This window comes from Streptomyces xingningensis (assembly GCF_054957865.1).
On sequence record NZ_JBDJPF010000022.1, the window covers coordinates 1 to 24,684 of the forward strand.

At 70.3% G+C, this 24,684-nt stretch carries 22 protein-coding genes and 1 pseudogene; 11 read left to right on the forward strand and 12 right to left on the reverse strand.

Annotated elements, in window-relative coordinates; translation table 11 throughout:
• Nucleotides 1-458 (forward strand): annotated as a pseudogene (locus tag ABCR83_RS13870) (hypothetical protein); the annotation flags it as partial.
• An 80-nt stretch (nt 459-538) separates the two neighbouring features.
• Nucleotides 539-823, forward strand: a complete 285-nt coding sequence (locus tag ABCR83_RS13875; RefSeq protein WP_462695263.1) for a hypothetical protein — start codon at nt 539-541, stop codon at nt 821-823.
• Between the two features lie 28 nt (nt 824-851).
• Here ABCR83_RS13875 and ABCR83_RS13880 read toward each other — a convergent pair whose 3' ends face one another.
• The 3 genes from ABCR83_RS13880 to ABCR83_RS13890 all read right to left on the reverse strand — a co-directional run bounded on the left by ABCR83_RS13880 (nt 852) and on the right by ABCR83_RS13890 (nt 4,654).
• Nucleotides 852-1,544: a ribonuclease FAU-1 family protein gene (locus tag ABCR83_RS13880; RefSeq protein WP_462695264.1), complete on the reverse strand. Its 693-nt coding sequence runs from the start codon at nt 1,542-1,544 to the stop codon at nt 852-854.
• Nucleotides 1,545-1,614: 70 nt separating this feature from the next.
• A complete protein-coding gene (gene htpG, locus ABCR83_RS13885; RefSeq protein WP_462695265.1) occupies nt 1,615-3,534 on the reverse strand; it encodes a molecular chaperone HtpG in 1,920 nt (639 codons plus the stop codon).
• Nucleotides 3,535-3,586: 52 nt separating this feature from the next.
• On the reverse strand, nt 3,587-4,654 hold the full coding sequence (locus tag ABCR83_RS13890; RefSeq protein WP_462695266.1) for an aldo/keto reductase: 1,068 nt from the start codon (nt 4,652-4,654) through the stop codon (nt 3,587-3,589).
• A gap of 340 nt (nt 4,655-4,994) precedes the next feature.
• Here ABCR83_RS13890 and ABCR83_RS13895 point away from each other — a divergent pair, with 340 nt between their 5' ends.
• Complete coding sequence (locus ABCR83_RS13895; RefSeq protein ID WP_462695267.1) at nt 4,995-5,861, forward strand: phosphotransferase enzyme family protein; 867 nt, start codon at nt 4,995-4,997, stop codon at nt 5,859-5,861.
• Between the two features lie 58 nt (nt 5,862-5,919).
• Here the strand turns inward: ABCR83_RS13895 and ABCR83_RS13900 are convergent, their stop codons facing one another.
• Complete coding sequence (locus tag ABCR83_RS13900; protein ID WP_462695268.1) at nt 5,920-6,630, reverse strand: exonuclease domain-containing protein; 711 nt, start codon at nt 6,628-6,630, stop codon at nt 5,920-5,922.
• A 91-nt stretch (nt 6,631-6,721) separates the two neighbouring features.
• Nucleotides 6,722-7,978 (reverse strand): SAV2148 family HEPN domain-containing protein, encoded by a 1,257-nt coding sequence (locus ABCR83_RS13905; protein ID WP_462695269.1) that lies wholly within the window; start codon nt 7,976-7,978, stop codon nt 6,722-6,724.
• Between the two features lie 296 nt (nt 7,979-8,274).
• Between ABCR83_RS13905 and glgX the strand changes: the two genes are divergently transcribed.
• The gene (gene glgX, locus ABCR83_RS13910; RefSeq protein ID WP_462695270.1) at nt 8,275-10,401 is read left to right on the forward strand and encodes a glycogen debranching protein GlgX; all 2,127 of its coding nucleotides are present in this window, start codon (nt 8,275-8,277) and stop codon (nt 10,399-10,401) included.
• A 56-nt stretch (nt 10,402-10,457) separates the two neighbouring features.
• Complete coding sequence (gene treY, locus ABCR83_RS13915; RefSeq protein WP_462695271.1) at nt 10,458-12,824, forward strand: malto-oligosyltrehalose synthase; 2,367 nt, start codon at nt 10,458-10,460, stop codon at nt 12,822-12,824.
• 149 nt (nt 12,825-12,973) lie between these two features.
• On the opposite strand, the gene ABCR83_RS13920 is transcribed toward treY, so the two are convergent.
• Complete coding sequence (locus ABCR83_RS13920) at nt 12,974-13,567, reverse strand: TetR/AcrR family transcriptional regulator (RefSeq protein ID WP_462695272.1); 594 nt, start codon at nt 13,565-13,567, stop codon at nt 12,974-12,976.
• A gap of 165 nt (nt 13,568-13,732) precedes the next feature.
• Between ABCR83_RS13920 and ABCR83_RS13925 the strand changes: the two genes are divergently transcribed.
• On the forward strand, nt 13,733-14,911 hold the full coding sequence (locus tag ABCR83_RS13925) for an FAD-dependent oxidoreductase (RefSeq protein ID WP_462695273.1): 1,179 nt from the start codon (nt 13,733-13,735) through the stop codon (nt 14,909-14,911).
• A 205-nt stretch (nt 14,912-15,116) separates the two neighbouring features.
• On the opposite strand, the gene ABCR83_RS13930 is transcribed toward ABCR83_RS13925, so the two are convergent.
• Nucleotides 15,117-15,497, reverse strand: coding sequence for a hypothetical protein (locus ABCR83_RS13930; RefSeq protein WP_462695274.1), 381 nt, complete (start codon nt 15,495-15,497; stop codon nt 15,117-15,119).
• Between the two features lie 515 nt (nt 15,498-16,012).
• Between ABCR83_RS13930 and ABCR83_RS13935 the strand changes: the two genes are divergently transcribed.
• The 3 genes from ABCR83_RS13935 to ABCR83_RS13945 are packed head-to-tail and all read left to right on the forward strand — an operon-like array spanning nt 16,013 to nt 17,269.
• Entirely contained in the window at nt 16,013-16,399 is a 387-nt protein-coding gene (locus ABCR83_RS13935) for a transposase (RefSeq protein ID WP_462695275.1), read from the forward strand.
• A complete protein-coding gene (locus tag ABCR83_RS13940) occupies nt 16,329-16,958 on the forward strand; it encodes a hypothetical protein (RefSeq protein ID WP_462695276.1) in 630 nt (209 codons plus the stop codon). The genes ABCR83_RS13935 and ABCR83_RS13940 overlap by 71 nt, the downstream gene beginning before the upstream one ends.
• Nucleotides 16,946-17,269 carry a hypothetical protein gene (locus tag ABCR83_RS13945; protein ID WP_462695277.1) on the forward strand — a complete coding sequence of 108 codons (324 nt, stop codon included), beginning with the start codon at nt 16,946-16,948 and terminating at the stop codon, nt 17,267-17,269. Before ABCR83_RS13940 ends, ABCR83_RS13945 begins: the two co-directional genes overlap by 13 nt.
• A 17-nt stretch (nt 17,270-17,286) precedes the next feature.
• On the opposite strand, the gene ABCR83_RS13950 is transcribed toward ABCR83_RS13945, so the two are convergent.
• Nucleotides 17,287-18,504, reverse strand: coding sequence for a serine hydrolase domain-containing protein (locus ABCR83_RS13950; RefSeq protein ID WP_462695278.1), 1,218 nt, complete (start codon nt 18,502-18,504; stop codon nt 17,287-17,289).
• Nucleotides 18,505-18,613: 109 nt separating this feature from the next.
• A complete protein-coding gene (locus ABCR83_RS13955) occupies nt 18,614-19,498 on the reverse strand; it encodes a LysR family transcriptional regulator (RefSeq protein WP_462695279.1) in 885 nt (294 codons plus the stop codon).
• A gap of 71 nt (nt 19,499-19,569) precedes the next feature.
• Here ABCR83_RS13955 and lpdA point away from each other — a divergent pair, with 71 nt between their 5' ends.
• Nucleotides 19,570-20,982 (forward strand): dihydrolipoyl dehydrogenase, encoded by a 1,413-nt coding sequence (gene lpdA, locus ABCR83_RS13960; RefSeq protein ID WP_462695280.1) that lies wholly within the window; start codon nt 19,570-19,572, stop codon nt 20,980-20,982.
• An 18-nt stretch (nt 20,983-21,000) separates the two neighbouring features.
• Nucleotides 21,001-22,746, forward strand: a complete 1,746-nt coding sequence (treZ, locus tag ABCR83_RS13965) for a malto-oligosyltrehalose trehalohydrolase (RefSeq protein WP_462695281.1) — start codon at nt 21,001-21,003, stop codon at nt 22,744-22,746.
• Nucleotides 22,747-22,774: 28 nt separating this feature from the next.
• Here treZ and ABCR83_RS13970 read toward each other — a convergent pair whose 3' ends face one another.
• The 3 genes from ABCR83_RS13970 to ABCR83_RS13980 all read right to left on the reverse strand — a co-directional run bounded on the left by ABCR83_RS13970 (nt 22,775) and on the right by ABCR83_RS13980 (nt 24,636).
• Nucleotides 22,775-23,692: a branched-chain amino acid transaminase gene (locus ABCR83_RS13970; RefSeq protein ID WP_462695282.1), complete on the reverse strand. Its 918-nt coding sequence runs from the start codon at nt 23,690-23,692 to the stop codon at nt 22,775-22,777.
• A 228-nt stretch (nt 23,693-23,920) separates the two neighbouring features.
• Nucleotides 23,921-24,214 carry a helix-turn-helix domain-containing protein gene (locus ABCR83_RS13975; RefSeq protein WP_462695283.1) on the reverse strand — a complete coding sequence of 98 codons (294 nt, stop codon included), beginning with the start codon at nt 24,212-24,214 and terminating at the stop codon, nt 23,921-23,923.
• A 35-nt stretch (nt 24,215-24,249) separates the two neighbouring features.
• Entirely contained in the window at nt 24,250-24,636 is a 387-nt protein-coding gene (locus tag ABCR83_RS13980; protein WP_462695284.1) for a type II toxin-antitoxin system RelE/ParE family toxin, read from the reverse strand.
• Between the last annotated feature and the right edge of the window lie 48 nt (nt 24,637-24,684).

Genomic DNA, 24,684 nt, shown 5'->3' on the forward strand with positions numbered 1-24,684 from the left:
TGGCCGAGCGGGGCGCCCTCGCCCTGGCCGCCGTCACCCACACCGAGCGGCAACTGCGGCTGACCGGGCGTGAGGTACGCGATCTCGCGCCGCTCGCGGGTGAATGGCTGCTGCGCGGCGCCTCGGTAGGCGACCTGCGTGATGCGCTGACGCTCGGCCTGCCCCAGCCTGTCCACTCGGCGGCCGGGCTGGTCCGTGATCGGCTCACCCGGAAGATGCCCGACATTCCGACGGTCCGGCAGCAACTCGCCTCCGTACCCCCACCGCCCCCGCGGTCGCTGCGCTCGTGCGCGGGAGGCTGCGGGCGGATGATCCGGCCCGTCGCGGATGAAACGCACTGCCGCGACTGCCGCTTGGAGCGGGCCGCGGAGGTGTATGCGTACGACGTCCCGGGCGGGGCCGTGGATGCCGCCAAGCGCGGGGCGTCCGCAGTCCGCGCCGCGCTGCGCGGCGACTGACCACCCTGCCCGGCGGTGACCCGGACTATCCCGGTTCGTTCTCCTTGCGTAGCTTGTCGTCTGCGTGAAGGAGAACACCCATGCGTCTGCGTCATGCGATCGCGCCGCTGGCCGCCGCCCTGTCGATTGCCGCCATTGCCCCCGTGGAGGCGGCAGCGATGGAAGCCACCGTTCGTCCGGTTGTTCCCGAGACCCTGGAGTTGCAGGCACAGGCCGACCTTCCGCATACCGACGCCCTGGAGTCGAAGGAGCTCCCCCGGCCGTCGCGGCCGGAAGGGAAGCAGGAGGGCGGCCCGCTGGCTCCCGTGACCCACGCCCTCGGGCAACTTCCGCTGCTGGGCAAGGTGTTCAGAAACCAGCCGTAGCGGAGCCGGAACCCAGGGGGCGGGCCGGTCAGGCGGGGGATTTCGCCGGTGTGGACTCGGCGGGCATTTCCGGCAGCGGCCAGGAGGGCGCGGGCCGCCAGTCCAGCCACCCCTGGGCGAAGGCGCCTTGCCGCTCCTCGAGCAGCGCAAGAGCCCGCTCCCGCGCCTCCTCGATCCGCCCGTGCAGCGGCTCGTCGATCAGTCCGAGCCGCCGCCCCTGCGCGTATTCGTCCTCGTCCTTCCACTCGTACCGGGACAGGTCCGGCGCGATGACGAGGTCCACGAAGAGATCGCAGGTGTCGATGCCGATCGCGGTTCGCCTGAAGGGCAGTTCGAAGTTGACGTACCAGTTCCGGGGCCGGAGGTCCACATCGAAGAACAGGTGGACGCTGAAGTGTTCGCCTGCTGCGAAGCGGCTGAGCACGGTGGTGTCCCGCCAGGTCCAGCGGCCGAGTTCCCAGCTGCCGGAGGCCAGATCCGCGAATCCCTGGTTCCGCGCCCGGTTGCCCGCCGCCGGGGAATCCGTCCGCAGGGAGTCGATATAGGTGGTGGGCGCGAGCCCCTCGGCGCCGGGCCAGTGGGCGAGCGTCAGCGCACTGCCCGAGTCCTCGATCACCCTCCGCGGGGTGGCCGTCCACACCTTGTCCCGGAAGACGTCCCGGCGGACCGCCGTCGATCCCGGCTCGAACCGTTGCGCAGAGGTGGCAGAGGTAATGGTCATGGCGGACATTCTGTCCGGTGGCGCTTCCGCGGGCCCGGGCAGGGGGCCCGCGGAAGCTCACGGGGTGCTGCTACAGAGTGCGTTCGAGGCGGTCCGCCAGCAAGGTGATGAAACGTGAGGGATCACCCAGCTCCCCGCCCTCGGCGAGCAGTGCCATGCCATGGAGGAGCTCGGCGGTCTCGGCGAGGCCGGTGTCCTCCGGGCGCTCGCCGTGCGCCTTGTTGAGTCCGCTGACCAGCGGGTGGCCGGGGTTGAGCTCAAGGATCCGCTTGGTGTGCGGGACGTCCTGGCCCATGGCGCGGTACATGTTCGCCAGGGCCGGGGTGATGTCGTGGGTGTCCGAGACGATGCAGGCGGGCGAGACGGTGAGACGGGAGGAGAGCCGCACCTCCTTGACGTCCTCGCTCAGCCGCTCCGTCATCCAGGTCAACAGCCCCGCGTACTCCTGCTGTTGCTTTTCGCGCTCGGTCTCGGCCTCCTTCTTCTCCTCCTCGGTGTCGAGGTCGACCACGCCCTTGGCGATGGACCGCAGCTGCTTGCCTTCGAACTCGGGGACGGCCCCGACCCAGGCCTCGTCCACCGGGTCGGTGAGCAGCAGCACCTCGATGCCCTTGGCCCGGAACGCCTCCATGTGCGGGGAGTTCTCGATGGACTGCCGGGACTCGCCCGTCATATAGAAGATGTGTTCCTGGCCGTCCTTCATGCGCTCGGCATACTGCTTCAGGGTGGTCGGCTCGTCCTTGTCATGGGTCGAGGCGAACGAGGAGACGGCGAGGATGGCGTCCCGGTTCTCGAAATCGCTCAGCAGCCCTTCCTTGAGGACGCTGCCGAACTCGCGCCAGAACGTGGCGTAGCGCTCCGGGGCGCCGGACCTCATGTCCTTGACGGTGGACAGGATCTTCTTCGTCAGGCGGCGGTGCATCAGCTGGATCTGGCGGTCCTGCTGCAGGATCTCCCGGGACACATTGAGCGACAGATCCTGGGCGTCGACGACGCCCTTGACGAACCGCAGGTAGGGGGGCAGGAGCGCCTCGCAGTCGGCCATGATGAAGACGCGCTTCACATAGAGCTGGACTCCGCGCTTGTACTCCTGCATAAACAGGTCCTGGGGCGCCTGCGAGGGGATGAACAGCAGTGCCTGGTATTCGAAGGTCCCCTCGGCCTGCAGGCGGAGGGTCTCGAGCGGATCGGTCCAGTCGTGGCTGATGTGCTTGTACAGCTCGTGGTACTCCTCGTCGGACACCTCGTCCCGCGACCGGGCCCAGAGCGCCTTCATCGAGTTCAGCGTCTCGGGCTCGCGCGGGGCGTCGTCGTTCTCCGCCGTTCCTTCCGGCGTCCCTTCGGGGGCCATCCGGACGGGCCAGGTGATGAAGTCCGAGTACCGCTTGACGATTTCCCTGATCTTCCGGGGGTCGGTGTAGTCATGGAGCTGGTCCTCGGTGTCCACCGGCTTGAGGTGGAGCGTGACCGCGGTGCCCTGCGGCGCCTCGTCCACCGTCCCGATGGTGTAGGTGCCCTCGCCGTCCGACGTCCAGCGGGTGCCCTGGCTCTCGCCGGCCCGCCGGGTCAGCAGGGTGACCTGGTCGGCCACCATGAAGCTGGCGTAGAACCCGATGCCGAACTGCCCGATGAGGTCCTCGGTGACAGCGGCGTCCTTGGCCTCCCTCAGCTCCTGCAGGAACCTCGCGGTGCCGGAGTTGGCGATCGTTCCGATGAGCTGGACCACCTCGTCGTGCGACATGCCGATGCCGTTGTCCCGCACGGTCAGGGTGCGGGCTTCCCGGTCGGCCTCGATGCCGATGTGCAAGTCGGTCACATCCGTGCCGAGCGTGTCATCGCGCAGGGCCGCAAGCCTCAGCTTGTCCAGCGCGTCGGAGGCGTTGGAGATCAGCTCGCGCAGGAACACGTCCTTGTTTGAGTAGATCGAATGGATCATCAACTGCAGGAGCTGGCGCGCCTCTACTTGAAACTCAAACGTCTCAGTCGGCATGATTCGCGATTCCTTCTCAGGTCGCCATGGAAACTGACCTGAGCACTTTAGGTCACCCGAGGTGCGGCGCGGTGCGGGAAGTGCGGCCGCCGACCGGCGGGTTGAGCCGGGCGAAGCCCTCCTGGCGCTCATAGGGAAAGTACGGGTAGGGGGCCGGCTTGCTGCTTGCCTCGTCGAGTTTCGCCATCTGCTCGGGGGTGAGCGTCCAGCCGATGGCACCCAGGTTCTGGCGCAGCTGCTGCTCGTCGCGGGCGCCGATGATGACGGAGGACACGGTGGGCCGCTGCAGCAGCCAGTTGAGGGCGATCTGCGGGATGGCCTTGCCGGTCTCCTGGGCGATCTCGTCGAGGGCGTCGACAACGCGGTAGAGGTGTTCGTCCGCCACCGGCGGGCCGTAGTCGGCGGTGTCGCGCAGCCGGCTGCCGGCCGGCAGCGGCCGGCCGCGGCGGATCTTGCCGGTGAGCCGCCCCCAGCCGAGCGGGCTCCAGACCACCGCGCCCAGGCCCTGGTCGAGGCCGAGGGGCATCAACTCCCATTCGTAGTCGCGGCCGACGAGGGAGTAGTAGACCTGGTTCGCCACATAGCGCGGGTGGCCGTTCCGCTCCGCGACGGCGAGCGACTTCATCGTCTGCCAGCCGGAGAAGTTGGAGACCCCCACATAGCGGATCTTGCCCGCCCGTACCAGGGTGTCGAGGGTGTCGAGCACTTCCTCGACCGGCGTGCCGGCGTCAAAGGCATGCAGCTGGAACAGGTCGATGTAGTCGGTGCCGAGGCGGCGCAGCGCGGCCTCGCACGCGGCGATCAGGCGCGAGCGCGAGGTGCCCGCGTCGCCGGGGCCGTCGCCCATCGGCAGGCCGGTCTTGGTGGAGAGGATCACCTGGTCCCGGCGGCCCTTGATCGCCTCGCCCAGTACTTCCTCGGACGCACCGCCGGAGTAGACGTCGGCGGTGTCGAACATGGTGATCCCGGCATCCAGGCAGATGTCGACGAGGCGGCGGGCCGCTTGTCCATCGGTGTTGCCCCAGGCGCCGAACAGGGGTCCCTGACCGCCGAAGGTGCCGGCGCCGAAGCTCAGTGCGGGGACCTTGAGTCCGGACGCGCCCAACCGCCTGTATTCCATGACTGTCCTCTTTCGGTGACCACATTTAACGGATCTGCGGTTCCGTTAACCGCTTGGACAGAACCCTAGCAGCCCGAAGTGGTTAATGGAACCAGGGAACCGTTACGTGATGCGGAGGGCGAAACCGAGCGCCGCCACGGTCATGGGCGGACGTTCCTCCCGTACCAACGGGGGCGGCCGCCGCGCCCCGTGGGGGTGAGGCACGGCGGCCGGAGGGGAGACCGTACCAGGAGCGCCCGCACCGGAGGGGAACCCCGGCCTCCGGTCGCCGCGGCGGGAGGGGAGAATCTCGGTGACCGGCTCGGTGACCGGCTCGACGGCAGGTGTGGGAGGCAGGGACATGGCGTTCACGGAGCAGCGGGCGCGCGAGGTGCTGACGGGGGCACTGGCCGGAAACGGCGGGGTGGCTGCCGAGTTGCTGGCACTCGGGGAGAACGCGGTCTTCGCCGTCGGTGGTCTGGTCGCCAAGGTGAGCCGGGACGGCTCGCTGCTGAGGCGCGCGCAGCATGAACTGCGCGTCGCGGCCTGGCTCGCCGAGTGCGGGGTGCCGGCCGTCCGGGCGGCCGAGCCCGAGGCACTCGTCCACGACGGCCATCCCGTCACCCTCTGGCACCGGCTCCCCGATGCGCCGCGCCCGGCCGGGCCCGCGGATCTCGCCGGGCTGCTGCGGCTGGTCCACGCGCTGCCGGAACCGGACTTCGCCCTGCCGAGGCGCGATCTGCTCGGCGGTGTGGAGCGCTGGCTGCGGCTGGCCGGGGACGCCATCGACCCGGCCGATGCCGACTATCTGCGCGAGCGCCGGGACGGGTTCGCGGCGGCCGCCGCCGAGCTGGTGCCCGAGCTGACGCCGGGGCCGGTCCATGGCGATGCGCTGCCGCGCAATGTGCACATCGGGCCCGCCGGGCCGGTGTTGGTGGATCTGGAGACTTTCGCGCGGGACCTGCGGGAGCACGATCTGGTGGCGATGGCCCTGAGCCTGGACCGGTACGGGCTGGACGCCGAGGCGTACCACGCCTTTGTGCGCACCTATGGGTGGGACGTACGGGAGTGGGCCGGCTGCGGCGTGCTGCGCGGGGCCCGGGAGACGGCCAGCTGCGCATGGGTGGCACAGCATGCGCCGGGAAATCCGGCGGCGCGGGCGGAGTTCGAGCGCCGGGTCGCGTCCCTGCGGGAGGGGGATGCGACGGTGCGGTGGTATCCGTTCTGAGCCGGGCGAATCCCTTCTGGCCGATCCCTTCTCGCCGATTCCGTCTCGCCGACTCCGTCTACCGCCCGGCGGGCACGAGCGGCCAGGCCGAGGTGATCCGCGCGGTGGGGTCCGTCCGGCGCAGATGGCGCTGCAGTGACTCGGCCTGCTCGGCCGCCGCCCGTATCTGCAGGGCGTGCAGCTCGGCCGCCGAGGCCGCCCCTATGGCCGGGTGCCGCTGCCCGAGGCGGCGGGCCGCCCTGGCCGCGGCCACCGCGTCGGCCCCGGCCTCGTGCGCCGTCTCCAGCTCCACTCCATAGTGGGCGCACAGTGCCTGGAGGGTGCGCCTGCCCTTGCGGTAGCGGTCCGCGTGCTTGTCGAGGACCAGGGGGTCGATGACGGGCGAGGGCTCCGCGCCCAGGCGTTCGGAGAGGGGAATGATGCCGTGCCGCCGACACTCGCGGTCGAGGAGGGAGAGGTCATACCGGGCATTCATGATCACCAGCGGTAGGCCGGCGCCGAGGGTCTCGGCGAGCGCCCGGGTGATCCCCTCTATCGCGGTGGCGGCCAAGTCGCCGTGGGCGCGGGCGTGTTCGGTGGAGATGCCGTGAATCGCCGTGGCCTCGGCGGGAATCGGGACCTCTGGGTCGATCAGCCAGCCGTGCCGCCCGGTCAGGCCGCCGTCCGGCCCCAGCCGGACCAGGGCCGCGGTGACGATGCGGTCGGTCTCGATGTCGGTGCCGGTGGTCTCCAGGTCGAAGCCGGTCAGTGGTTCGCCGTGCCAGGCCATGGCGCATTCCCCCTTCGGTGGTGCTTCCCCCGCGTGGTTCCCCAAGATTGGCACGGCCCACTGACAACGGGGGTCAGGAGACGGGCGGGGGTCAGGAGACGGGGCGGGAGTCCGTCCATACGCTCTCGAACTCCTCGCGGTAGGTCTCGAACAGGCCGTGCTCCTGATCCTGTCCCTCGCGCAGCACGTCCCGGCCGCCGCCGCGCAGCACCAGCACCGGGGATTCCATGCCGCGCGCCTTGCGCAGATAGGTCTGCACCACGGCCAGGCCGCCGCCCGAGCCATCGCCGTTGACCAGATAGGCGGTGAAGCGGGGAGTCTCGTCGAAGACCCGGATCTCAAAGGCCGAGGGGTCCCGCAGACTGTCCCGCACCCGGCGCATGTGCCGGATGTTCATCTCGACGGACCGGCTCATCTCCCCCTTCCTGATGCCCAGCTCGCGCTCGCGGCGGCGGACCGCGCTGCTGGCCGGGTTGAGGAAGAGCAGGCGGGCCCGGCAGCCGGACTCGGCGAGGCGGACCAGCCGGCGCCCGGAGTAGTTCTGGACGAGCAGGTTGAGCCCTATGCCCACCGCGTCGAGCCGGCGGGCGCTGCCGAAGAGGTCCTCGACGGGCAGCTGCCGCTGCAGGCGCACCCGGTCGGGGTGGACGCCCACCACATCGGCGTAGCGGTCGCCGACCAGGTCCTCCATGGCGTCCACCGGCAGCCGGTCGGCGGCGGGGACGCCGGTGCCGCCGCCGGTGCCGAGGATGTCCAGCAGCCGGGCGGAGGCGCGCTCGGCCTGGGCGAGGACGGTCTGGGACAGGGCGCGGTTGCGCGAGACCACATTGCGCGAGACCTCGAGTTCATCGAGGGCGAGTTCGAGATCGCGCCGGTCGTCCAGGTAGGGCTCAAAGCAGGGCCAGTGCTGGACGAGCAGTTCGCGCAGCTGGGGCAGGGTGAGGAAGCTGAGGACGTTGTCGTCGGCCGGGTCCAGCAGATAGCCCTTGCGGCGGCTCACCTCCCGTACCGCTACGGCCCGCTGCACCCATTCCTGGCCGGCCGGTCCGGCGGCGGCGACCACCCACTCGTCCTCGCCGTGCACCGGTTCGTAGACGGGCCGCAGCACCGCGGCGACCACCGCGCGCAGCCGCTGTTCCACCAGGTTGAGCCAGATGTAGGCGCGGCCGGCCCGCCGGGCGCGGGTGCACACCTCGTCCCAGGCGGCGGCGCCCCAGTCCAGTTCCGTGCCGATCTCGCCGGGGCGGGCGAGGGACACCGCGCCGGGGGGTGCGTTCCCCGGGGTCCCGCCTCCTGGCTCCCCCGGGTCCCCGTCCGCAGGGGGCAGCTCCAGCCCGCCCGAGCTCACCAGCGCACCGCCTTCCGCCCCTGTTCAACGATCAAGGCAGACTACTGCGCCCGCGGGAGGCGACGCACACGCGCCTGGTGGGCCGCCGTCGAACTCGTCCGCGGGAGGTGGCCGTTGCCTCCGGCACCGGCGCCGGAAGTGAGCCGATTCATAGGGCGCGCCCTGCGACCGCGCCCGAGGACGGCGGCGGAACAGGTGTCCGTCTCCCGGGTGGAGGTGCCCGATGGAGCGGTGGCCGCGCGGCTTTCGGGGAAGATCTGAAGCTCGACCAAGCGGGACGAGCGAAAGAGTCACCCATGCAGGTCTGGCCCGGACAGGCGTATCCCCTCGGTGCCACCTATGACGGTGCCGGCACCAACTTCGCGGTGTTCTCCGAGGCCGCCGAGCGGATCGAGCTGTGTCTGCTGCACGACGACGGCTCGGAGACGGCGGTGGAGCTGCGGGAGAGCGATGCGTTTGTCCGCCATGCCTATCTGCCGGGGGTGATGCCGGGTCAGCGCTATGGCTTCCGCGCGCACGGACCGTATGAGCCTCAGCGGGGACATCGGTGCAACTCCGCCAAATTGCTGTTGGATCCCTACGCTCGGGCGATGAGCGGGGCCATCGACTGGCATGAGGCGGTCTACGGCTATCACTTTGGTCACCCCGAGCGCCGCAATGATATGGACTCGGCGCCGCACCAGATGACTTCGGTCGTCGTCAATCCGTACTTCGACTGGGGCGACGACCGGCCGCCGCGTACCGACTACCACCACACGGTGATCTACGAGGCCCATGTCAAGGGTCTGACGATGCTTCACCCGGCGCTGCCGGAGGAGGTGCGGGGGACGTACGCGGCGCTGGCGCACCCGGCGGTCATCGGGCATCTGACGGAGCTGGGGGTGACCGCGATCGAGCTGATGCCCGTGCACCAGTTCGTCCATGACCACCGGCTGGCGGACGAGGGGCTGGCCAACTACTGGGGGTACAACACCATCGGCTTCTTCGCCCCGCACAATGCCTATGCCTCCTGGGGCGACCGGGGCCAGCAGGTACTGGAGTTCAAGTCGGCCGTCCGGGCCCTGCACGCGGCGGGCATCGAGGTCATCCTGGACGTGGTCTACAACCACACGGCCGAGGGCAACCACCTCGGGCCCACCCTGTCCTTCCGCGGGCTGGACAACGCCTCGTACTACCGGCTGGCCGACGATCCGCGCTACTACCTGGACACCACGGGCACCGGCAATTCGCTGCTGATGCGCAGCCCGCATGTGCTGCAGCTCATCATGGACTCGCTGCGCTACTGGGTGACCGAGATGCGGGTGGACGGCTTCCGGTTCGATCTCGCGGCGACGCTGGCCCGGCAGTTCCACGAGGTGGACCGGTTGTCGTCGTTCTTCGACCTGGTGCAGCAGGATCCCGTGGTCAGCCGGGTCAAGCTGATCGCCGAACCGTGGGACGTGGGCGAGGGCGGCTACCAGGTCGGCAACTTCCCTCCGCTGTGGACCGAATGGAACGGCAAGTTCCGCGACACCTCGCGTGATCTGTGGCGCGGGGAGCCCGCCACCCTGGCGGAGTTCGCCTCCCGCCTCACCGGCTCCTCCGACCTCTACCAGGGCGACGGCAGGCGCCCGTTGGCCTCCATCAACTTCGTCACCTGCCATGACGGCTTCACCCTGCGCGACCTGGTCTCCTACGACCACAAGCACAACGAGGCCAACGGCGAGGACAATCAGGACGGCGAGCACCACAACCGGTCCTGGAACTGCGGCACCGAGGGCGAGACGGACGACCCGGAGGTGCTCTCGCTGCGCGAGCGCCAGATGCGCAACTTCATCGCCACCCTGCTGGTGTCCCAGGGCGTGCCGATGCTCAGCCACGGCGACGAGTTCGCCCGCACCCAGCACGGCAACAACAACGCCTACTGCCAGGACGGCGAACTGTCCTGGGTGCACTGGCCGCACCCCTATGACGAGTCGTCCGCCCGGGCCCGCCGGATGCTGGCCTTCACCCGCTCGCTGATCTGGCTCCGCCGGGACCATCCGGTCTTCCGGCGCCGGCGCTTCTTCCACGGCCGCCCGGTGCAGGGCACCCATGACGAGCTGTCCGACATCGCCTGGTTCACTGCCGAGGGGGAGGAGATGCGGGACGGCGACTGGCAGGCGGCGCACGCCAAATCGCTGACCGTCTTCCTCAACGGCGGTGCGATCTCCGAGCCCGGACCGCGCGGGGAGCCGGTCGTCGACGACTCCTTTCTGCTGATGTTCAACGCCCATGACCGGCCACTGGACTTCGTGGTCCCCCTGGAGCACGGCCGGCAGTGGCAGGTCATCGTCGACACGGCGCGTGCGGAGGGCGTGCTGCGCGACGGACCGAAGGCCGAGGCCGGCGGCCGGCTCACGCTGACCGATCGCAGCCTGGCGGTGCTCCAACGCCCCTTCTGACTCCTGCCACCGTGCCGTAGGGGCGGCGAACCGCCCAGCAGGGTACGCATGTTCCCATGAAGCGCAACAACTCGTCCTGGCCGACCGCCACCTACCGTCTGCAACTCCAGCCCCGGTTCCCCTTCTCCGCGGCCGAGCGGGTTGTGCCCCACCTCGCCTCCCTCGGCGTCTCCCATCTGCACCTGTCCCCCGTCCTGGAGGCCGTCCCGGGCTCCACCCACGGCTATGACGTCACCGACCACACGGCGGTCCGCGCCGAACTCGGCGGCGAGCAAGGGCTGCGCGCCCTGGCACACACCGCGCAGGCGCACGGGATGGGCCTGGTCCTGGACATCGTGCCCAACCACATGGCCATGCCCGCCCCCGAGCACCTCAATGGACCGCTGTGGCAGGTGCTCCGCGACGGCCCCGCCTCCCGCTACGCCCGCTGGTTCGACATCGACTGGGCCGAGCACGGCGGCAAGATCCTGCTGCCGGTGCTGGCCGGGCGGCTCGGCGCGGAGCTGGACCGCTTCACCGTGGCCGACGATCTGCTGCACTACCGCGGCCATGTGTTCCCGCTGCGGCCCGGCACCGAACGGCTGCCGCTGCCCGAGCTGCTGGACGCCCAGTGGTACCGGCCCGCCTGGTGGCGGCTGGCCCGCACGGAACTCAACTACCGGCGCTTCTTCACCGTCTCCGAGCTGATCGCGGTGCGCGTGGAGGACCCGGAGGTCTTCGCCGCCACCCATGCCACGGTGCTGCGGCTGCTGCGCGAGGGCGTCCTCGACGGGCTGCGGATCGACCACCCGGACGGACTCGCCGACCCGGCGGGCTACCTCCGGCGCCTGCACCGGGCCACCGGCGGACGGTGGACCGTGGTGGAGAAGATCCTCGCCCGGGACGAACGGCTGCCCGCCGACTGGCCGGTGTCCGGCACCACCGGCTATGACGCCCTGCGCCACATCGACGGCCTCTTCACCGACCCCGAGGGCGCCGCCGAACTCACCGCCGCCTACCGCGCCTTCGCCGACCCACCCGCCGACCGCGGCGGCGACTGGCCCGCGACCGTGCGCCGGGCCGGGTACCGCATCGCGGCGCATGAGCTCGCCGCGGAGACCGAGCGGCTGGTCCGCAGCGCCGTCCGCCTGAGCGAGACCTCGCACCCGCTGCGCGACCACGCCCCCTGGGCGCTGCGCACCGCCCTGCACGAGATCCTGGTCCGGCTGCCGGTCTACCGGCCGTACGCCATACCCGGCGGGCCGACCGTGCCCGCCGCGGATGCCGCAATGCTCGACGAGGCGGCGCAGGGCGCCCGTTCGGCCTTCGGCGTGCCGGAGGAGGCGCACGTCGTCGAGGTGGTGCGCGACGCCGCTCTCGGCCGTCTCGGGGACGGGCCGGAACACCGCGACTTCTGCGCCCGGTTCGCCCAAACCGCCGCCGCGCTGCGCGCCAAGGCAGTGGAAGACACGGCTTTTTACCGTTACGTTCCGCTGCTCTCGGCCACCGAGGTCGGCGGCTGCCCGGACCGGCCCGCCGTCCCGCCCGAGGAGTTCCACGCCCACAACGCCCGGCAGCAGCGCGATTGGCCCCTCACCGGCACGGTATTGTCCACCCACGACACCAAGCGCAGCGCCGACGTCCGGGCGCGGATCGCCGCCCTGACCGAACACCCCCGCCGGTGGGCCGAGTTGATCGGACGGCTGCACGCGGAGTTCCCCGCCCCCGACCCCCATGTGGCGTGGTTCGCCTGGCAGAGCGCCTTCGGCCTGGGCACACCGGACGCACCGCGGCTCACCCCCGCCGTCGTCAAGAGCATGCGCGAGGCCGCGCTGCGCACGACGTGGACCGAGCCGGACGCGGCGTACGAGGCGGCGGTGGAGTCGTTCGTCCTCACCGGCCCCTGCGGGTCCGCCCACCGGGAACTGACCGCCCTCGCCCATGAACTGGAACCGTCCATCCGGGCCAACACCCTTGGCGCGGCCCTGCTTCAGCTGACCATGCCGGGGGTGCCGGAGCTGTATATGGGCACCGAGCGGGTGTACGCGGCCCTGGTCGACCCCGACAACCGCCGCCCGCCGACGTTTTCCGCCGAGGAGCCGGGCGGACTGTCCGCCGACAAGCTGCACCTGACCAGCACGGCGCTGCGGCTGCGGCGGGCGCATCCCGAGTGGTTCGGCGCCGATGCCACATACGAGCCGCTGGCCGCGACCGGCCCGGCGGCCGGGCACTGCGTGGCCTTCGCCCGCTCGGGCCAGGCGGTGACCGTCGCAACCCGCCTGCCGCACCGGCTGGTCGGGGATGGCGGATGGCGTGATACGGCGCTGGCGCTGCCGGGTGGGGGTTCGTGGCGGGAGTTGCTGACCGGGCGGGTGTGCCCGGAGCGGGTGCCGCTGTCGCGGCTGCTTCATCAATTTCCGGTGGCGCTACTGGTGCGGGAGTGACTTTGGGCTGGGATCAGAATGAGGTGCTTGCCGCGTAGCAGTGACGGGGTGTCAGTTCTCGTTGCCGGGCAGGGGGTAGGTGCGACCGAAATCGCGTAGCGGGGCAAGCCGAGGCTGGTCGAAGGCGGGCCCGGGAAACGGCCCAGGCGCTACGGCGCGGGCGGCTTGCTCGGCGGCTCCCAGCCGTGAGTGAGGATGTCGAAGATTGCCTCGATGGCGGCCCGGCGGTCCTGCCGGCCGCGAGCGAGCACCGGGATGTCGAGTACGAATCGGGCAAGAGCCACACATGCGAGGTTGTCATGGTCCACGCCGAACTCGTCGGCGATGACTGCGCTGAGACTGTCGGTGTACTGGGTCCACATGCGTTCGGCGTAGGCGCGCAGCACCGGCGTGGAGTTCACCAGATCGGTGAACTCGGCCGCCTGGGGATGTGCCTCAATCGACGGCCAGGTGTCCAGGACGTGGTGTCGAAGGGCGTCGAGGATGCTCTGATCGGCGGGTCGCTGCCGCACCGCGGCGATCAATTGTGACTCTCGGTCTTCGTCCTGGTCGAATACCAGCGCTTCCTTGCCGCTGAAGTGCTTGAACACCGTAGCGGTCGACACGTCGGCGGCGTCGGCGATGTCACGGATGCTCACCTGATCGTAGCCGCGCTCCAGGAAGAGTTGCAGTGCGGCGTCGGCGATCGCCTGCCGGGTGGCCGCCTTCTTGCGGTCGCGGCGGCCGGCGGAGGGCATGGTCATGGCTAGAGCGTACTCGATAGTCGAATCTGTCACTAAGTAGAGTCATTGCACTTTTCTACTCGCTCTGATTTTATAGGTGCTGTGAGTACCTGAGCGTCACATCCGGTGCCAAGGTCGACAACGCCCGGCCTGCTCGCCCCTCTTCGCCGACCGAATGGGAAAACCATGAACTCCCCAGAACCCGCCCGGGCACGCATCAGCATCATCGGTGCCGGCCCCGGCGGACTGACCTGCGCCCGCATCCTTCAGCAGCACGGCATAGCGGTCACCGTCCACGACCGCGACCGGGGCCCCGACGCGCGCAACCAGGGCGGCACCCTCGACCTGCACGCCGGCAACGGCCAGATCGCCCTGCGCGAAGCCGGTCTGCTCGACGAGTTCTTCAAGCTCGCCCGCCCCGAAGGGCAGGAAATGCGCCGGCTGGACCCGGCCGGCACGATCACGTCCCATGAAGTCCCGGCGGCCCACGAACTCTTCAAACCGGAAATCGACCGTGGCCAGCTGCGCAACCTGTTGCTCGACTCCCTGCAACCGGGAACCGTGCACTGGGGCTGTGCCCTCGGCACGATCGGTGGACCCGCCGACGGGCCGCGGCAATTGCACTTCACCGACGGCACGACCATCCAGACCGACCTGGTCATCGGCGCCGACGGCGCCTCCTCCCGGGTACGCCCGGCCGTGTCCCCCGCCGTCCCCGAGTACACCGGGGTGAGCTTCCTGGAAGCACGGTTCTCGGACGTCGAGAACCGGCACCCGGACCTGGCCGAGCTGGTCGGCCAGGGCAGCGCCCACGCAGCCGACGGCGAGCGCGCTCTGTTCGCCCAGCGCAACAGCGGAAACCACATCCGCGTCTACATCGTCCAGCGAGTCCCGGTCGACTGGATCAGCGCGAGCGGCCTGACAGCCGAGGACACCGACGGCATCCGCGCCCTGCTCCTGGGCGAGTACGCCCACTGGTCGCCCCGCATGCGCCGGATGATCACCGAAAACGACGGCCCCTACGTCGACCGCCCGATCTCCGCCCTCCCGGTCCCGCATACCTGGGCACACAACCCGACGGTGACACTGCTCGGAGATGCCGCCCACCTCATGCCACCGCTCGGCGTCGGCGTCAACCTCGCCATGCTCGACGCCGGCGAAATCGCCCTCGCTCTCGCGAACGCCACCACCGTCGCCGACGCGATCCGCACCTACGAGAAGACCATGCTCCCCCGCTCCACCGAGACGGCCAAGGCCCTCGAAGGCGGCGCCGAACACCTGCTGACCGCCGACACCGGGCTGGCGTTGGACGAACTCGACGTCGATACCGAGGCGGGCGCCGTGATTCGACCACCTGGTTCTTGAATCCGGCGTTCACCCACGCCTTCGTCACGGTGGGCGCGGAGGCGGCAACTTTGTCCGGCAGTGTGATGCCGATCGGCGCCAGCAAGGAAAGCACTCATTGGCGCCAACAAGCCGGAGAATGGCCCACACCAGAGCTATGGCGGCACGTACGTCGCTTCGATCGTGACCCGCCCACAGCCAGACGACGCGAGGGCTCCGCCGGAGACTACTCTGGCTTTCTCACGCTCCCGGCAAAGTCATATGTGTCTATACCGGCCTGCAGCGCATTGTCATAATCCGGACACGTATAGGTAACCGCTCGGCCGGGCTGATGCCAGTCGCTGAAATGCCACTCGCGGTCCCCGCGGCAAAGGGCAGCAACCCGGAATGCTTTAGTTTTGCAAATACCCACTGCTACCACAAGCGCGCGTTCTTCAAGCCAGGAGCTGCAATCCCCGGCCACAGCTTGCGACAGCTTCGCGCCTGCGGATTGCACGGACGACACGCTGGGGGCAGTAGAGTTTGCCGCACTGGCGACAGGTATCGAAGCGCCAAAGGTGGCGGCAGCCACCATGGCAACAGTGGTCACTTTTCGTCCGATCTTCATGGATCGCTCCTGTTCGATGCGGCGAACGCTGCATGGGCTTTGAGTTCGGGCCCTGGACAAGGACCCGTTCAGTGCTTTGCGGCTTCCTGATGATCTCCGGAGTGGGGGGGCCGGTCGAGACCCAGCCCCGCCCGCGGCATATCACTCCCCGCAGAGCGTGGTGATCAGCAGGTGGGCTCACAGCTACTGGCGGACGCCATCAGGTGTCTTACTCATGATGACCCCGCACGACAGGTGGATGTTGGCACTGGCTTGACTGGTGATGGGCACGTACCAGGTTGGCGCCACGCGTGAATACAGGAGCCTGTGAACTACTGGTGTGTCGATAGCGCCACGTGTGACGGTAGCCTATAACTGAGGTTCCCGCACGCACTCGCACGCATCAACACCCTGTCTCTGTACGGACTTTGGCGTCGTACGAGACTCTGCTGCTCAATTCCCTGCGAGGTCGGTGCTGTTGACGGCATGATCGCTGTGCGGTCATTGCTCTGTCGTGGGCTGCGGAGGTGGCGTGGATGTCGATGCAGTCGAAGGGGTTGCCACAGATTCCGGAGCAGACCGTGGCGGTGGCCCGGGCGGCGTTCCCGAAGGGCAGCGTGGCGATACGGGTGCGGGACCGGCTCGCCGAGGTCTTCGCGGATGAGCCGTTCACGGAGGCGTTCGGGGTGCGCGGTGCCCCGGGCATGTCTCCGGCGGTGCTGTCGCTGGTGACGGTGTTGCAGTTCGCCGAGGATCTGACCGACCGGCAGGCCGCGGCGATGGCAGTGCGGGCCATCGACTGGAAGTACGCCCTGGGGGGCCGAGCTCACCGATACCGGCTTCGATGCGAGCGTGCTGAGCAAGTTCCGTGCCCGGATGGCCGGTCATGGTCTGGAGCGGGTCGTCTTCGACCGGCTCCTTGAGCACTGCAAGGACGCGGGGCTGGTCGGCGGTGGCGGCAAGCAGCACACCGACTCCACCCACGTGATCAGCGCGGTGCGGGATCTGAACCGCCTTGGAGCTGGCCGGGGAGAGCGTGCGGGCCGCGCTGGAGGCCCTCGCGGTCGCGGCTCCTGCCTGGCCGGCCGGGCACATCGACGTCGCGGAGTTCGCCCACCGTTTTACGGGCCCCGCATCAACGGCTGGACCATGCCCTCCTCGCAGACCGCACGTGACCGGCTCGCGATGGTGTTCGCCCAGGACGGTCTTGCTCTGTGTCAGGCCGCCTGGGCCGCCGATGCCCCGGGACGGATCCGTGAGACCGAGGCCGTGCGGCTGCTGCGGCAGGTTCTCGTGCAGACCTACTACGTCCGCACCGATGCGAGGGGACGGGAGGTGATCACAAAGCGGGACGCCGATGCCCGCTGGGCGGCCAAGGGCGAGGAGGTGTTCTGGTGCGGCTACAAGGTCCACCTCACCGAGACCTGCCACGCTCCCACCGAGCCGGAGCCGGCAGGAAGAGCGGGCCGGTGCCGAATCTGATCACGGACGTGGCCACCACCGAGGCGACCGTGCCGGATGTGAAGGCAACCGCCGGCATCCAGCAGTGTCCGGCCGCACGCGGCCTGACGCCTGCCGAGCACTACCCCGACTCCGGCTACCCGTCCGCCGGCCTGATCACTGCCGCTCAGAGGCAGGGCATCACCATGGTCACCCCCGTCCTGCTCGACCGCTCCGCCCAGGCCCGCGCCGCCGACGGCTTCGACAGAATCACCGCAGCCCTCTACGCGGCCCGCACCGGCACCTGCGCCGAGTTGCACGGCGGGCGCCCCGCCTACGCCGCCGCCGCGTAGCCGGACCCGCGCTCCGGCTACCGGATCTGGGCGCTTCCGCCCCCGCACATCGCCTGCCGGTACAGGGTCGACAGCGCGTCGTCGATGGGGTGGTGCTGCGGCTTCCCCGAGGAGTCCAGCTTGTTCCACCTCATCAGGTTGATCGCGACGGACATCTGACGCCGGCCGTCGGCCCGGGTCAGGGACATGGTTCCGGCCCCCCAAGTCGAGCCGTCATGGCCCCAGAAGATGCCGCAACCCGGGACGCTGACCTTGTGCAGACCGAGGCCGTAGTCGATCATCTTTCCGTCCAGGGCGCGGACCGGGACCGTGCGCTGCATCTGCGCCAGCGACGACCGGTCGACGATCTCGCCGCCGAGCAACTCGCCGTAGAAACGGTTGAGATCCTCCATGGTCGACACCAGCGCGGCCCCCGTCCCCACCCAGGACATGTTGTAGACGCTGTAGTCGCGCGGCGGGTCGATAAAGCCGAACAGCGCCTCGTACATCCGTGAGTGCGGTCCCTCGATATGCGGACCGGCCGGAAACCCGGTGTGCCGGAGCCCGGCGCGCTCGATGACATGCCGGGTGATGTACCGCTCGGCCGTGGTGTCGGTCACCTGCTCCAGGAGTTGGCCGAGGAGCAGGTAACCGGTGTTGGAGTACGTGCCTGTCGGCCCTCCGGGCGCACCGGCGGGAGGGGCCGTGAGCCCCATCTCGATCAGCTCGGCCGGGCTGAACTGCCGGAACCGGTTGTCGTCCAGGCTCTTGGGCGAGATGTCCGGCAGATCCGCAGGGAACCCCTTGAGGGACGGGAACGCGTAGGGGAGGTAATCGCTGATGCCGCTGGTGTGGTTGAGCAGCATCCGAACCGTGACCTTCTCGCCGCGCTCTCCCGGCACCAGCCGCGGCAGATAGCCGCCGATCGGCGCATCGAGCCCGATCCGGCCCTGCTCGGCCTGCTGCATGATGGCGGCGGCGGTGAAGGTCTTGGTGACGCTGCCGACGCGCTGCCGCATATCGGGCGTGAGGGGACGGCCGGTGATGAGATCGGCAACCCCGGAGGCGCCGCGCCATATCCGGCCGGCCTCGCGTACTTCGGCGTACACCCCCGGCATCCCGGCACGGTGAACACCGTCCAGGGCTGACTTCAGTCCCGCGGGGTCGAAGCCGGTGGCCGGGTCGGTCGGGTCAGCCGCGTCGGCCGGGTCGGTGCGGGGCAACGATGGGATGCATGCTTCGAGTTCGGGATTCATGACACCATCCTCCGGGCCGTCCCTCCGAGGGCCATCCGCCGTCCGTCGCACATCCCGCCCCGATCGCGCGCCGATCGGCGCCTTCCACGGATCAAACGGATCAAACGGATCAAGAGGTCACACCGGCAAGCTCCCTGCACATGCCCACGAACGCCCCCGCCGCCCCGGTGAGTTCGACCCGTGAGAACGCGGTCTGCTCGCGCCGCCACGGCGGATCGACGGGCACCGTCACCGCCCCGCTCATCGTGCCGGCGAGATGGCGGGGGGCGGCGACGATCCCCACGCCCGCCGCCGCCATCCGCACGGCGGTGGTGGAATGCTCGGTCCACACCGCGGTCCGCGGACGGAAACCATGCTGCGCACAGACCCAGTCCAGCCACCGCCGCCCCTCCACCACCGGCTCCAGCGCGCAGCGCACCCAGGCACGGGCGGCCAGTTCGGGCAGCCGCACCGGATCCGTCCGGCCCGCCAGCGGGTCGTCGGCACAGGTGACCAGCAGGATCTCCTCCTCGCAGAGCGGCACCACCGGGCCCTGCCAGGAATCCGGCCGGGGGCCCACCGCGACATCGGCCACCCCGCGTTCCATCTGGGCCCGCAGCTCCTCGGTGTCCGCGGACTCGTGCAGGTGCAGCCGGACCCCCGGGAACTCCTGCCGCCAGCGGGCGAAGACCGGCGGCAGCACACCGACCGCCAGCGCGTGCAGCGTGGCGATGTGCAGCTCGCCGCCCTCGGCCCCGGCCGCCGCCTTGGCCGCACGGCGCGCCTGGCCGGCGCTGCGCACCGCGAGTTCGGCGTGCGGCAGGAAGGCCCGTCCCATGGGGGTGAGCCCGACGCCGCGGGTCAGCCGTTCCAGCAGTTCCCCGCCGACCTCCCGTTCCAGCGCCTTGATCTGGTGCGAGAGTGCGGACTGGGTCACATTGAGGGTCTCGGCGGCCCGGGTGAAGGAGCTCGCCTCCACGACGGCGACCAGGTATTCCATCTGCCGCAAGCTCATGAGCGTCTCTCATTGGTTCGATCGAAAAGTTGCGTTGGACTCATACTCCCTGATGAGCGCAGGGTCGAGGCATGAAAGAGACAGATGTCATCGTCATCGGCGGCGGCACCGGTGGCTACAGCACCGCCCTGCGGGCCGCGGGGCTCGGGCTCGAGGTCGTCCTCGCGGAACGCGACCTGATGGGCGGCACCTGCCTGCACCGCGGCTGCATCCCGAGCAAGGCGATGCTGCACGCGGCGGAACTGGTGGACGGCATCGCGGAGGCCCGTGAGCGGTGGGGGGTGCGCAGCACGCTCGAATCCGTGGACTGGTCGGCGCTGACCGCGACCCGGGACGACATCGTCACCCGTAACCACCGCGGGGTGGAGGGCCATCTGTCGCACGCGGGCGTCCGGGTGGTGCGCGGCTCGGTCTCGCTCACCGGCGCCCGGACCGTCCGGGTGGACTCCGGCGAGGAGGCCGGGGACTCCTGGCGGGCCCGGCGCGGGATCGTGCTCGCTACCGGTTCCCGGCCGCGCACCCTGCCGGGCCTGGAGCCCGACGGCAAGCACGTCGTCACCAGCGATGACGCGCTGTTCGCGCCCGGCCTGCCGGAGTCCGTGCTGGTGCTGGGCGGCGGTGCGATCGGCGTCGAGTACGCCTCGCTGCACCGCTCGATGGGGGCCCGGGTGACGCTCGTCGAGGCCGCCGACCGGCTGCTGCCGCTCGAGGATGCCGAGGTGAGCCGCCAGCTGACCCGCGGGCTGAAGAAGCGCGGCATCGATGTGCAGACCGGCGCCCGGCTGGAGGACGCCCGCCGCTACCCCGGCGGGGTACGGGCCACCGTCCGCACCCCCCGCGGCGAGGTGCGGGAACTGGATGTGGAACGGCTGCTGGTGGCGGTGGGCCGGGTGCCGGTCACCGACGGCCTGGGGCTGGCGGCCGCCGGCCTGGCCACGGACGAGCGCGGCTTTGTCGCCCCGGCCGACTGGTCACGGCTGGAGACCTCGGTACCGGGGATCCATGTGGTGGGCGATCTGCTGCCCCCGCCGTCCCTGGGCCTGGCCCATGCCTCCTTCGCCGAGGGCCTGCTGGTCGCCGAGACCCTCGCGGGCCGTACGCCCCGCCCGGTCGACTACGCGGCCGTGCCGCGCGTCACCTACTCCAGCCCGCAGACCGCGTCCGTCGGCCTCTCCGAGGCCGAGGCCCGGGAGCGGGGTCACCAGGTGGAGGTCAACTCCATGCCGATGACGGCCATCGCCAAGGGGATGGTGCACGGGCAGGGCGGCACGGTGAAGGTGGTCACCGAGCGGGGCGGCCGGGTGCTGGGGGTGCATCTGGTGGGCCCGCATGTCTCGGAGATGATCGCCGAGAGCCAGCTGATCGTCGGCTGGGACGCGGAGGCCACCGATGTGGCCCAGCACATCCACCCGCACCCGACGCTGTCCGAGGCGGTCGGCGAGGTCTTCCTCTCCCTCGGCGGGCGCGGACTGCATCAGCAGTGACCCGGGAAGGCTCGCCTTGTGCTGTTCGAGGTGTGGGCACCGGATGCCCAGCGGGTCATGCTGCACACGGCGGGCCGGGAGTACGCGATGGAGCGCGACCCGGCCCGCGCCGGCTGGTGGCGCCGTACCGCGCCCGGCACGGACGGCACCCGCTATGGCTTCGCCCTGGACGACGGCCCGGTGCTGCCCGACCCGCGTTCGCGCCGCCGGCCGGACGGGCCGGACGGGCCGGGCGCGGTGGTCGCCCCCTTCGCCTGGCGGCACGAGTGGGCGGGCCGCCCGCTGCCCGGCGCGGTGCTCTATGAGCTGCACATCGGCACCTTCACCCCGGCGGGCACCTTCGACGCGGCCGCCGAACGGCTGGGCCACCTGGCCGAGTTGGGGATCACCCATGTCGAGCTGATGCCCGTCTGCCCCTTCCCGGGCCGCCACGGCTGGGGCTACGACGGGGTGGCCCCCTGGGCCGTCCACGAACCCTATGGCGGCCCGGACGGGCTGCACCGCTTTGTGGACAGCGCGCACGGGCTGGGGCTGGGTGTCGTCCTCGACGTGGTGCACAACCACCTCGGCCCCTCGGGCAACCATCTGCCCGCCTTCGGCCCGTACTTCACCGACACCCACCACACCCCATGGGGCGCGGCCGTCAACCTCGACGCCCCCGGTTCCGACGAGGTGCGCGCCTATCTGGTGGGCAGCGCCCTGGCCTGGCTGCGCGACTACCGGCTGGACGGGCTGCGGCTGGACGCCGTGCACGCCCTGGCCGACCGCCGCCCCAAGCACTTCCTCGCCCAACTGTCCGGCGCCGTGGACGCGTTGAGCGCCCGGCTCGGACGACCGCTGTTCCTCATCGCCGAGTCCGACCGCAACGACCCGGCCCTGATCACGCCGCGCGCCGCGGGCGGCCTGGGGGTGCACGCCCAGTGGAACGACGACTTCCACCACGCCCTGCACACCGTCCTGACCGGTGAATCCCACGGCTACTACGCGGACTTCGCCGCCGATCCGCCGCATGCCCTCGCCAAGACCCTGCGCGGGGGCTTCTTCCACGACGGCACCGATGCATCGTTTTCGACGTTTCGCGGCCGCCGCCACGGCCGGCCGCTGGACCCGCGCAGCACGCCCGCCCACCGGCTGCTCGGCTATGCCCAGACCCACGACCAGATCGGCAACCGCGCCCTGGGCGACCGGCTCTCCGCCCGGCTCTCCCCCGGCCTGCTGGCCGGTGCGGCCACGCTGGTGCTGTGCGCGCCCTTCACCCCGATGCTCTTCATGGGGGAGGAGTGGGGCGCCCGTACCCCCTGGCAGTACTTCACCGACCACCCGGACCCGGAGCTGGCGGAGGCCGTACGGCGCGGCCGACGGCGGGAGTTCGCGGCGCACGGCTGGGCGGCGGAGGAGGTCCCCGACCCCCAGGACCCGGCGACCCGGGACCGCTCCTGTCTGGACTGGGCCGAGCCGGAGCGCGAGCCGCACGCCTCGCTCCTCGCCTGGCACCGGCGGCTGATCGCGCTACGGCGCACGGAGCCCGCGCTGACCGGACCGGAGTGGACCTACCAGGAGCTGACCGTCCGCCCCGACCGCTGCGTCTCCTTCCGGCGCGGGTCCGTGCTGGTCGCCGTCAACCTCGCCGACCGCCCCGCCGGCCTCCGGCCGGGTGTGCCCTGCACGGAGGTCCTGGCGGCCTGGCGGCCGGTCCGGCTCCCGGCGGCGGGCGGCGTGCTGCGGCTGCCGCCGGAGTCGGCGGCGGTGCTGCGGTGCGGCTGACGCGCACCGGTCCCAGGAAGCAGCGCCTTCAAGAGATGGGCGTGAGCCACTTGCGGCTGAGCGGGCTGCGGCCGTGCGTCACCTCGTCGAACAGCTCCATCAGCCTGCGGGTGACCGGACCCGGGTCGCCCACCTCGCGGTTGTCGATCGAGCGGACCGGGGTCACCTCGGCCGCGGTGCCGCTGAGGAACACCTCGTCGGCGGTGTAGAGGTCCGAGCGCACCAGGTTCTCCACCCGGACGGGCAGGCCGATCTCGGCGGCGAGCGCGAACACCGTGTTCTGGGTGATCCCCTGCAGGGCTCCGGCGCTCACCGGCGGCGTGATCAGCGTGCCACCGACGAGGGCGAAGATGTTCTCGCCGCTGCACTCGCTCACCACGCCGGTGCCCGACAGCAGCACCGCCTCGTCATAGCCGGCCTCGACCGCCTCGAGCTTCGCCAGCACGGAGTTCAGATAGGGGCCGGTGGCCTTGGCGACCGGGGGCACGACGTTGGCGTCGTTCCTGCGCCAGCTGCTGACCAGGAGCCGGACGCCCTTGCGCGCGGCCGCCTCGCCGAGGTACGCGCCCCATTCCCAGCTCGCCACGGAGACATCAACGGGGTTGGCCCGGGGGTCGATGCCCATGGCCCCGTAGCCCACGTTCGCCAAGTGCCGCAGATAGCAGGACCGGTGGCCATTGGTGCGGACCAGGTCCAGGGAGGCTTGGCGCAGTTCCTCCCTGCTGAAGGGGATCTTCATCCGCAGGATGTGCGCGCTGCGGTACAGGCGGTCGAGGTGGTCGTCGAGCCGGAAGGCCGCCGGACCGTCCGGGGTCTCATACACCCGGGTGCCCTCCAGGACCCCGGTGCCATAGTGCAGCGCATGGGTGAGCACATGGACCCGTGCGTCGGCCCAGGGCACCAACTCGCCGTTCATCCAGATGTACTCGGCTTCGGGGACAGCCACTTCGCCTCCTCTTTCCCGGGCGCGGTGGCCCGCCGGGCACCCAGCCTAGTCAATTGGATCAAGCCGGTGGCCGGTTCGGAGCCCGGCACGGGTCAGCCCTCCCCCAAACCCGGGTTCGGGGCGGAGCCTCGGGAAAAGGCCCGCCGCAACAGCACGACGCCACGACGGCGAGGGTCCGGCGGAATACGCGGCCGCAACCGGCGTGCGTCGTAATCCGCTGGACAGGGCCTAAGCGGCGCCGATGGTTCGGTCGCCGTACTCGATCGACACCGTGATACGAGCGCCAAGTGCCGCGGCATACGTACGCATCGTCTCCAAGTTGTGGATCTCACCCCGCTCGATCTGGGACACCCTGGCCTGAGAAATCCCGACTGACGCCGCGACCTGCACCTGGGTAAGCCCCTGCTCCTCACGGATCTCGCGCAGGTGGTATCCGAGCACATAAGCCTCGGTTGCGGTCCGCGCCGCCTGCCTGCGAGCCTCCCACTCCCCATCCGACACCTCGGGATGGGCATCGCGCACTTGCCGCCTCACCTCAGCCCAACTGCTGTGACCGCTCACCGGACATCGCCGTCCTTTCCTCTGCGTCGCACGTCGGCCAGGCACTCGTCGTAGCGGGCCTCGGCCAGCGGGATCGCATCGACGTACCACTGACTCCAACGACCGGCTTTGTCTCCCGCCACGAGGAGAATCGCCTCACGCTCGGGATCGAACACGAACAGGATGCGCACCTCCGTACGGCCCGCGCTCGCCGGGCGCAGCTCCTTGAGGTTGTGGATACGACCACCATGAATACGGTCTACGAGTGGCCGCCCGAGCATCGGGCCGCTCTCAGCCAGGGTGTCGATGGCCGCTTCAACAAGATCCGCACTCTTCGGATCCTCCTCCGCCAGCTTCAGCAGCCACGACTCCACTGCTGGATGGAGATTGATCTCCCAGTTCATGCTCCGCATCCCAGCGTACGGCGCTAAATGCGAAAAGGAAATCCTTAT

Excerpts from the sequence above, each read along its gene's own strand:
- ABCR83_RS13875 (WP_462695263.1), top strand. The coding sequence starts at position 539 with ATGCGTCTGCGTCATGCGATCGCGCCGCTGGCCGCCGCCCTGTCGATT.
- ABCR83_RS13880 (WP_462695264.1), bottom strand. The coding sequence starts at position 1,544 with ATGACCATTACCTCTGCCACCTCTGCGCAACGGTTCGAGCCGGGATCG.
- htpG (WP_462695265.1), bottom strand. The coding sequence starts at position 3,534 with ATGCCGACTGAGACGTTTGAGTTTCAAGTAGAGGCGCGCCAGCTCCTG.
- ABCR83_RS13890 (WP_462695266.1), bottom strand. The coding sequence starts at position 4,654 with ATGGAATACAGGCGGTTGGGCGCGTCCGGACTCAAGGTCCCCGCACTG.
- ABCR83_RS13895 (WP_462695267.1), top strand. The coding sequence starts at position 4,995 with ATGGCGTTCACGGAGCAGCGGGCGCGCGAGGTGCTGACGGGGGCACTG.
- ABCR83_RS13900 (WP_462695268.1), bottom strand. The coding sequence starts at position 6,630 with ATGGCCTGGCACGGCGAACCACTGACCGGCTTCGACCTGGAGACCACC.
- glgX (WP_462695270.1), top strand. The coding sequence starts at position 8,275 with ATGCAGGTCTGGCCCGGACAGGCGTATCCCCTCGGTGCCACCTATGAC.
- treY (WP_462695271.1), top strand. The coding sequence starts at position 10,458 with ATGAAGCGCAACAACTCGTCCTGGCCGACCGCCACCTACCGTCTGCAA.
- ABCR83_RS13920 (WP_462695272.1), bottom strand. The coding sequence starts at position 13,567 with ATGACCATGCCCTCCGCCGGCCGCCGCGACCGCAAGAAGGCGGCCACC.
- ABCR83_RS13925 (WP_462695273.1), top strand. The coding sequence starts at position 13,733 with ATGAACTCCCCAGAACCCGCCCGGGCACGCATCAGCATCATCGGTGCC.
- ABCR83_RS13930 (WP_462695274.1), bottom strand. The coding sequence starts at position 15,497 with ATGAAGATCGGACGAAAAGTGACCACTGTTGCCATGGTGGCTGCCGCC.
- ABCR83_RS13935 (WP_462695275.1), top strand. The coding sequence starts at position 16,013 with ATGTCGATGCAGTCGAAGGGGTTGCCACAGATTCCGGAGCAGACCGTG.
- ABCR83_RS13950 (WP_462695278.1), bottom strand. The coding sequence starts at position 18,504 with ATGAATCCCGAACTCGAAGCATGCATCCCATCGTTGCCCCGCACCGAC.
- ABCR83_RS13955 (WP_462695279.1), bottom strand. The coding sequence starts at position 19,498 with ATGAGCTTGCGGCAGATGGAATACCTGGTCGCCGTCGTGGAGGCGAGC.
- lpdA (WP_462695280.1), top strand. The coding sequence starts at position 19,570 with ATGAAAGAGACAGATGTCATCGTCATCGGCGGCGGCACCGGTGGCTAC.
- ABCR83_RS13980 (WP_462695284.1), bottom strand. The coding sequence starts at position 24,636 with ATGAACTGGGAGATCAATCTCCATCCAGCAGTGGAGTCGTGGCTGCTG.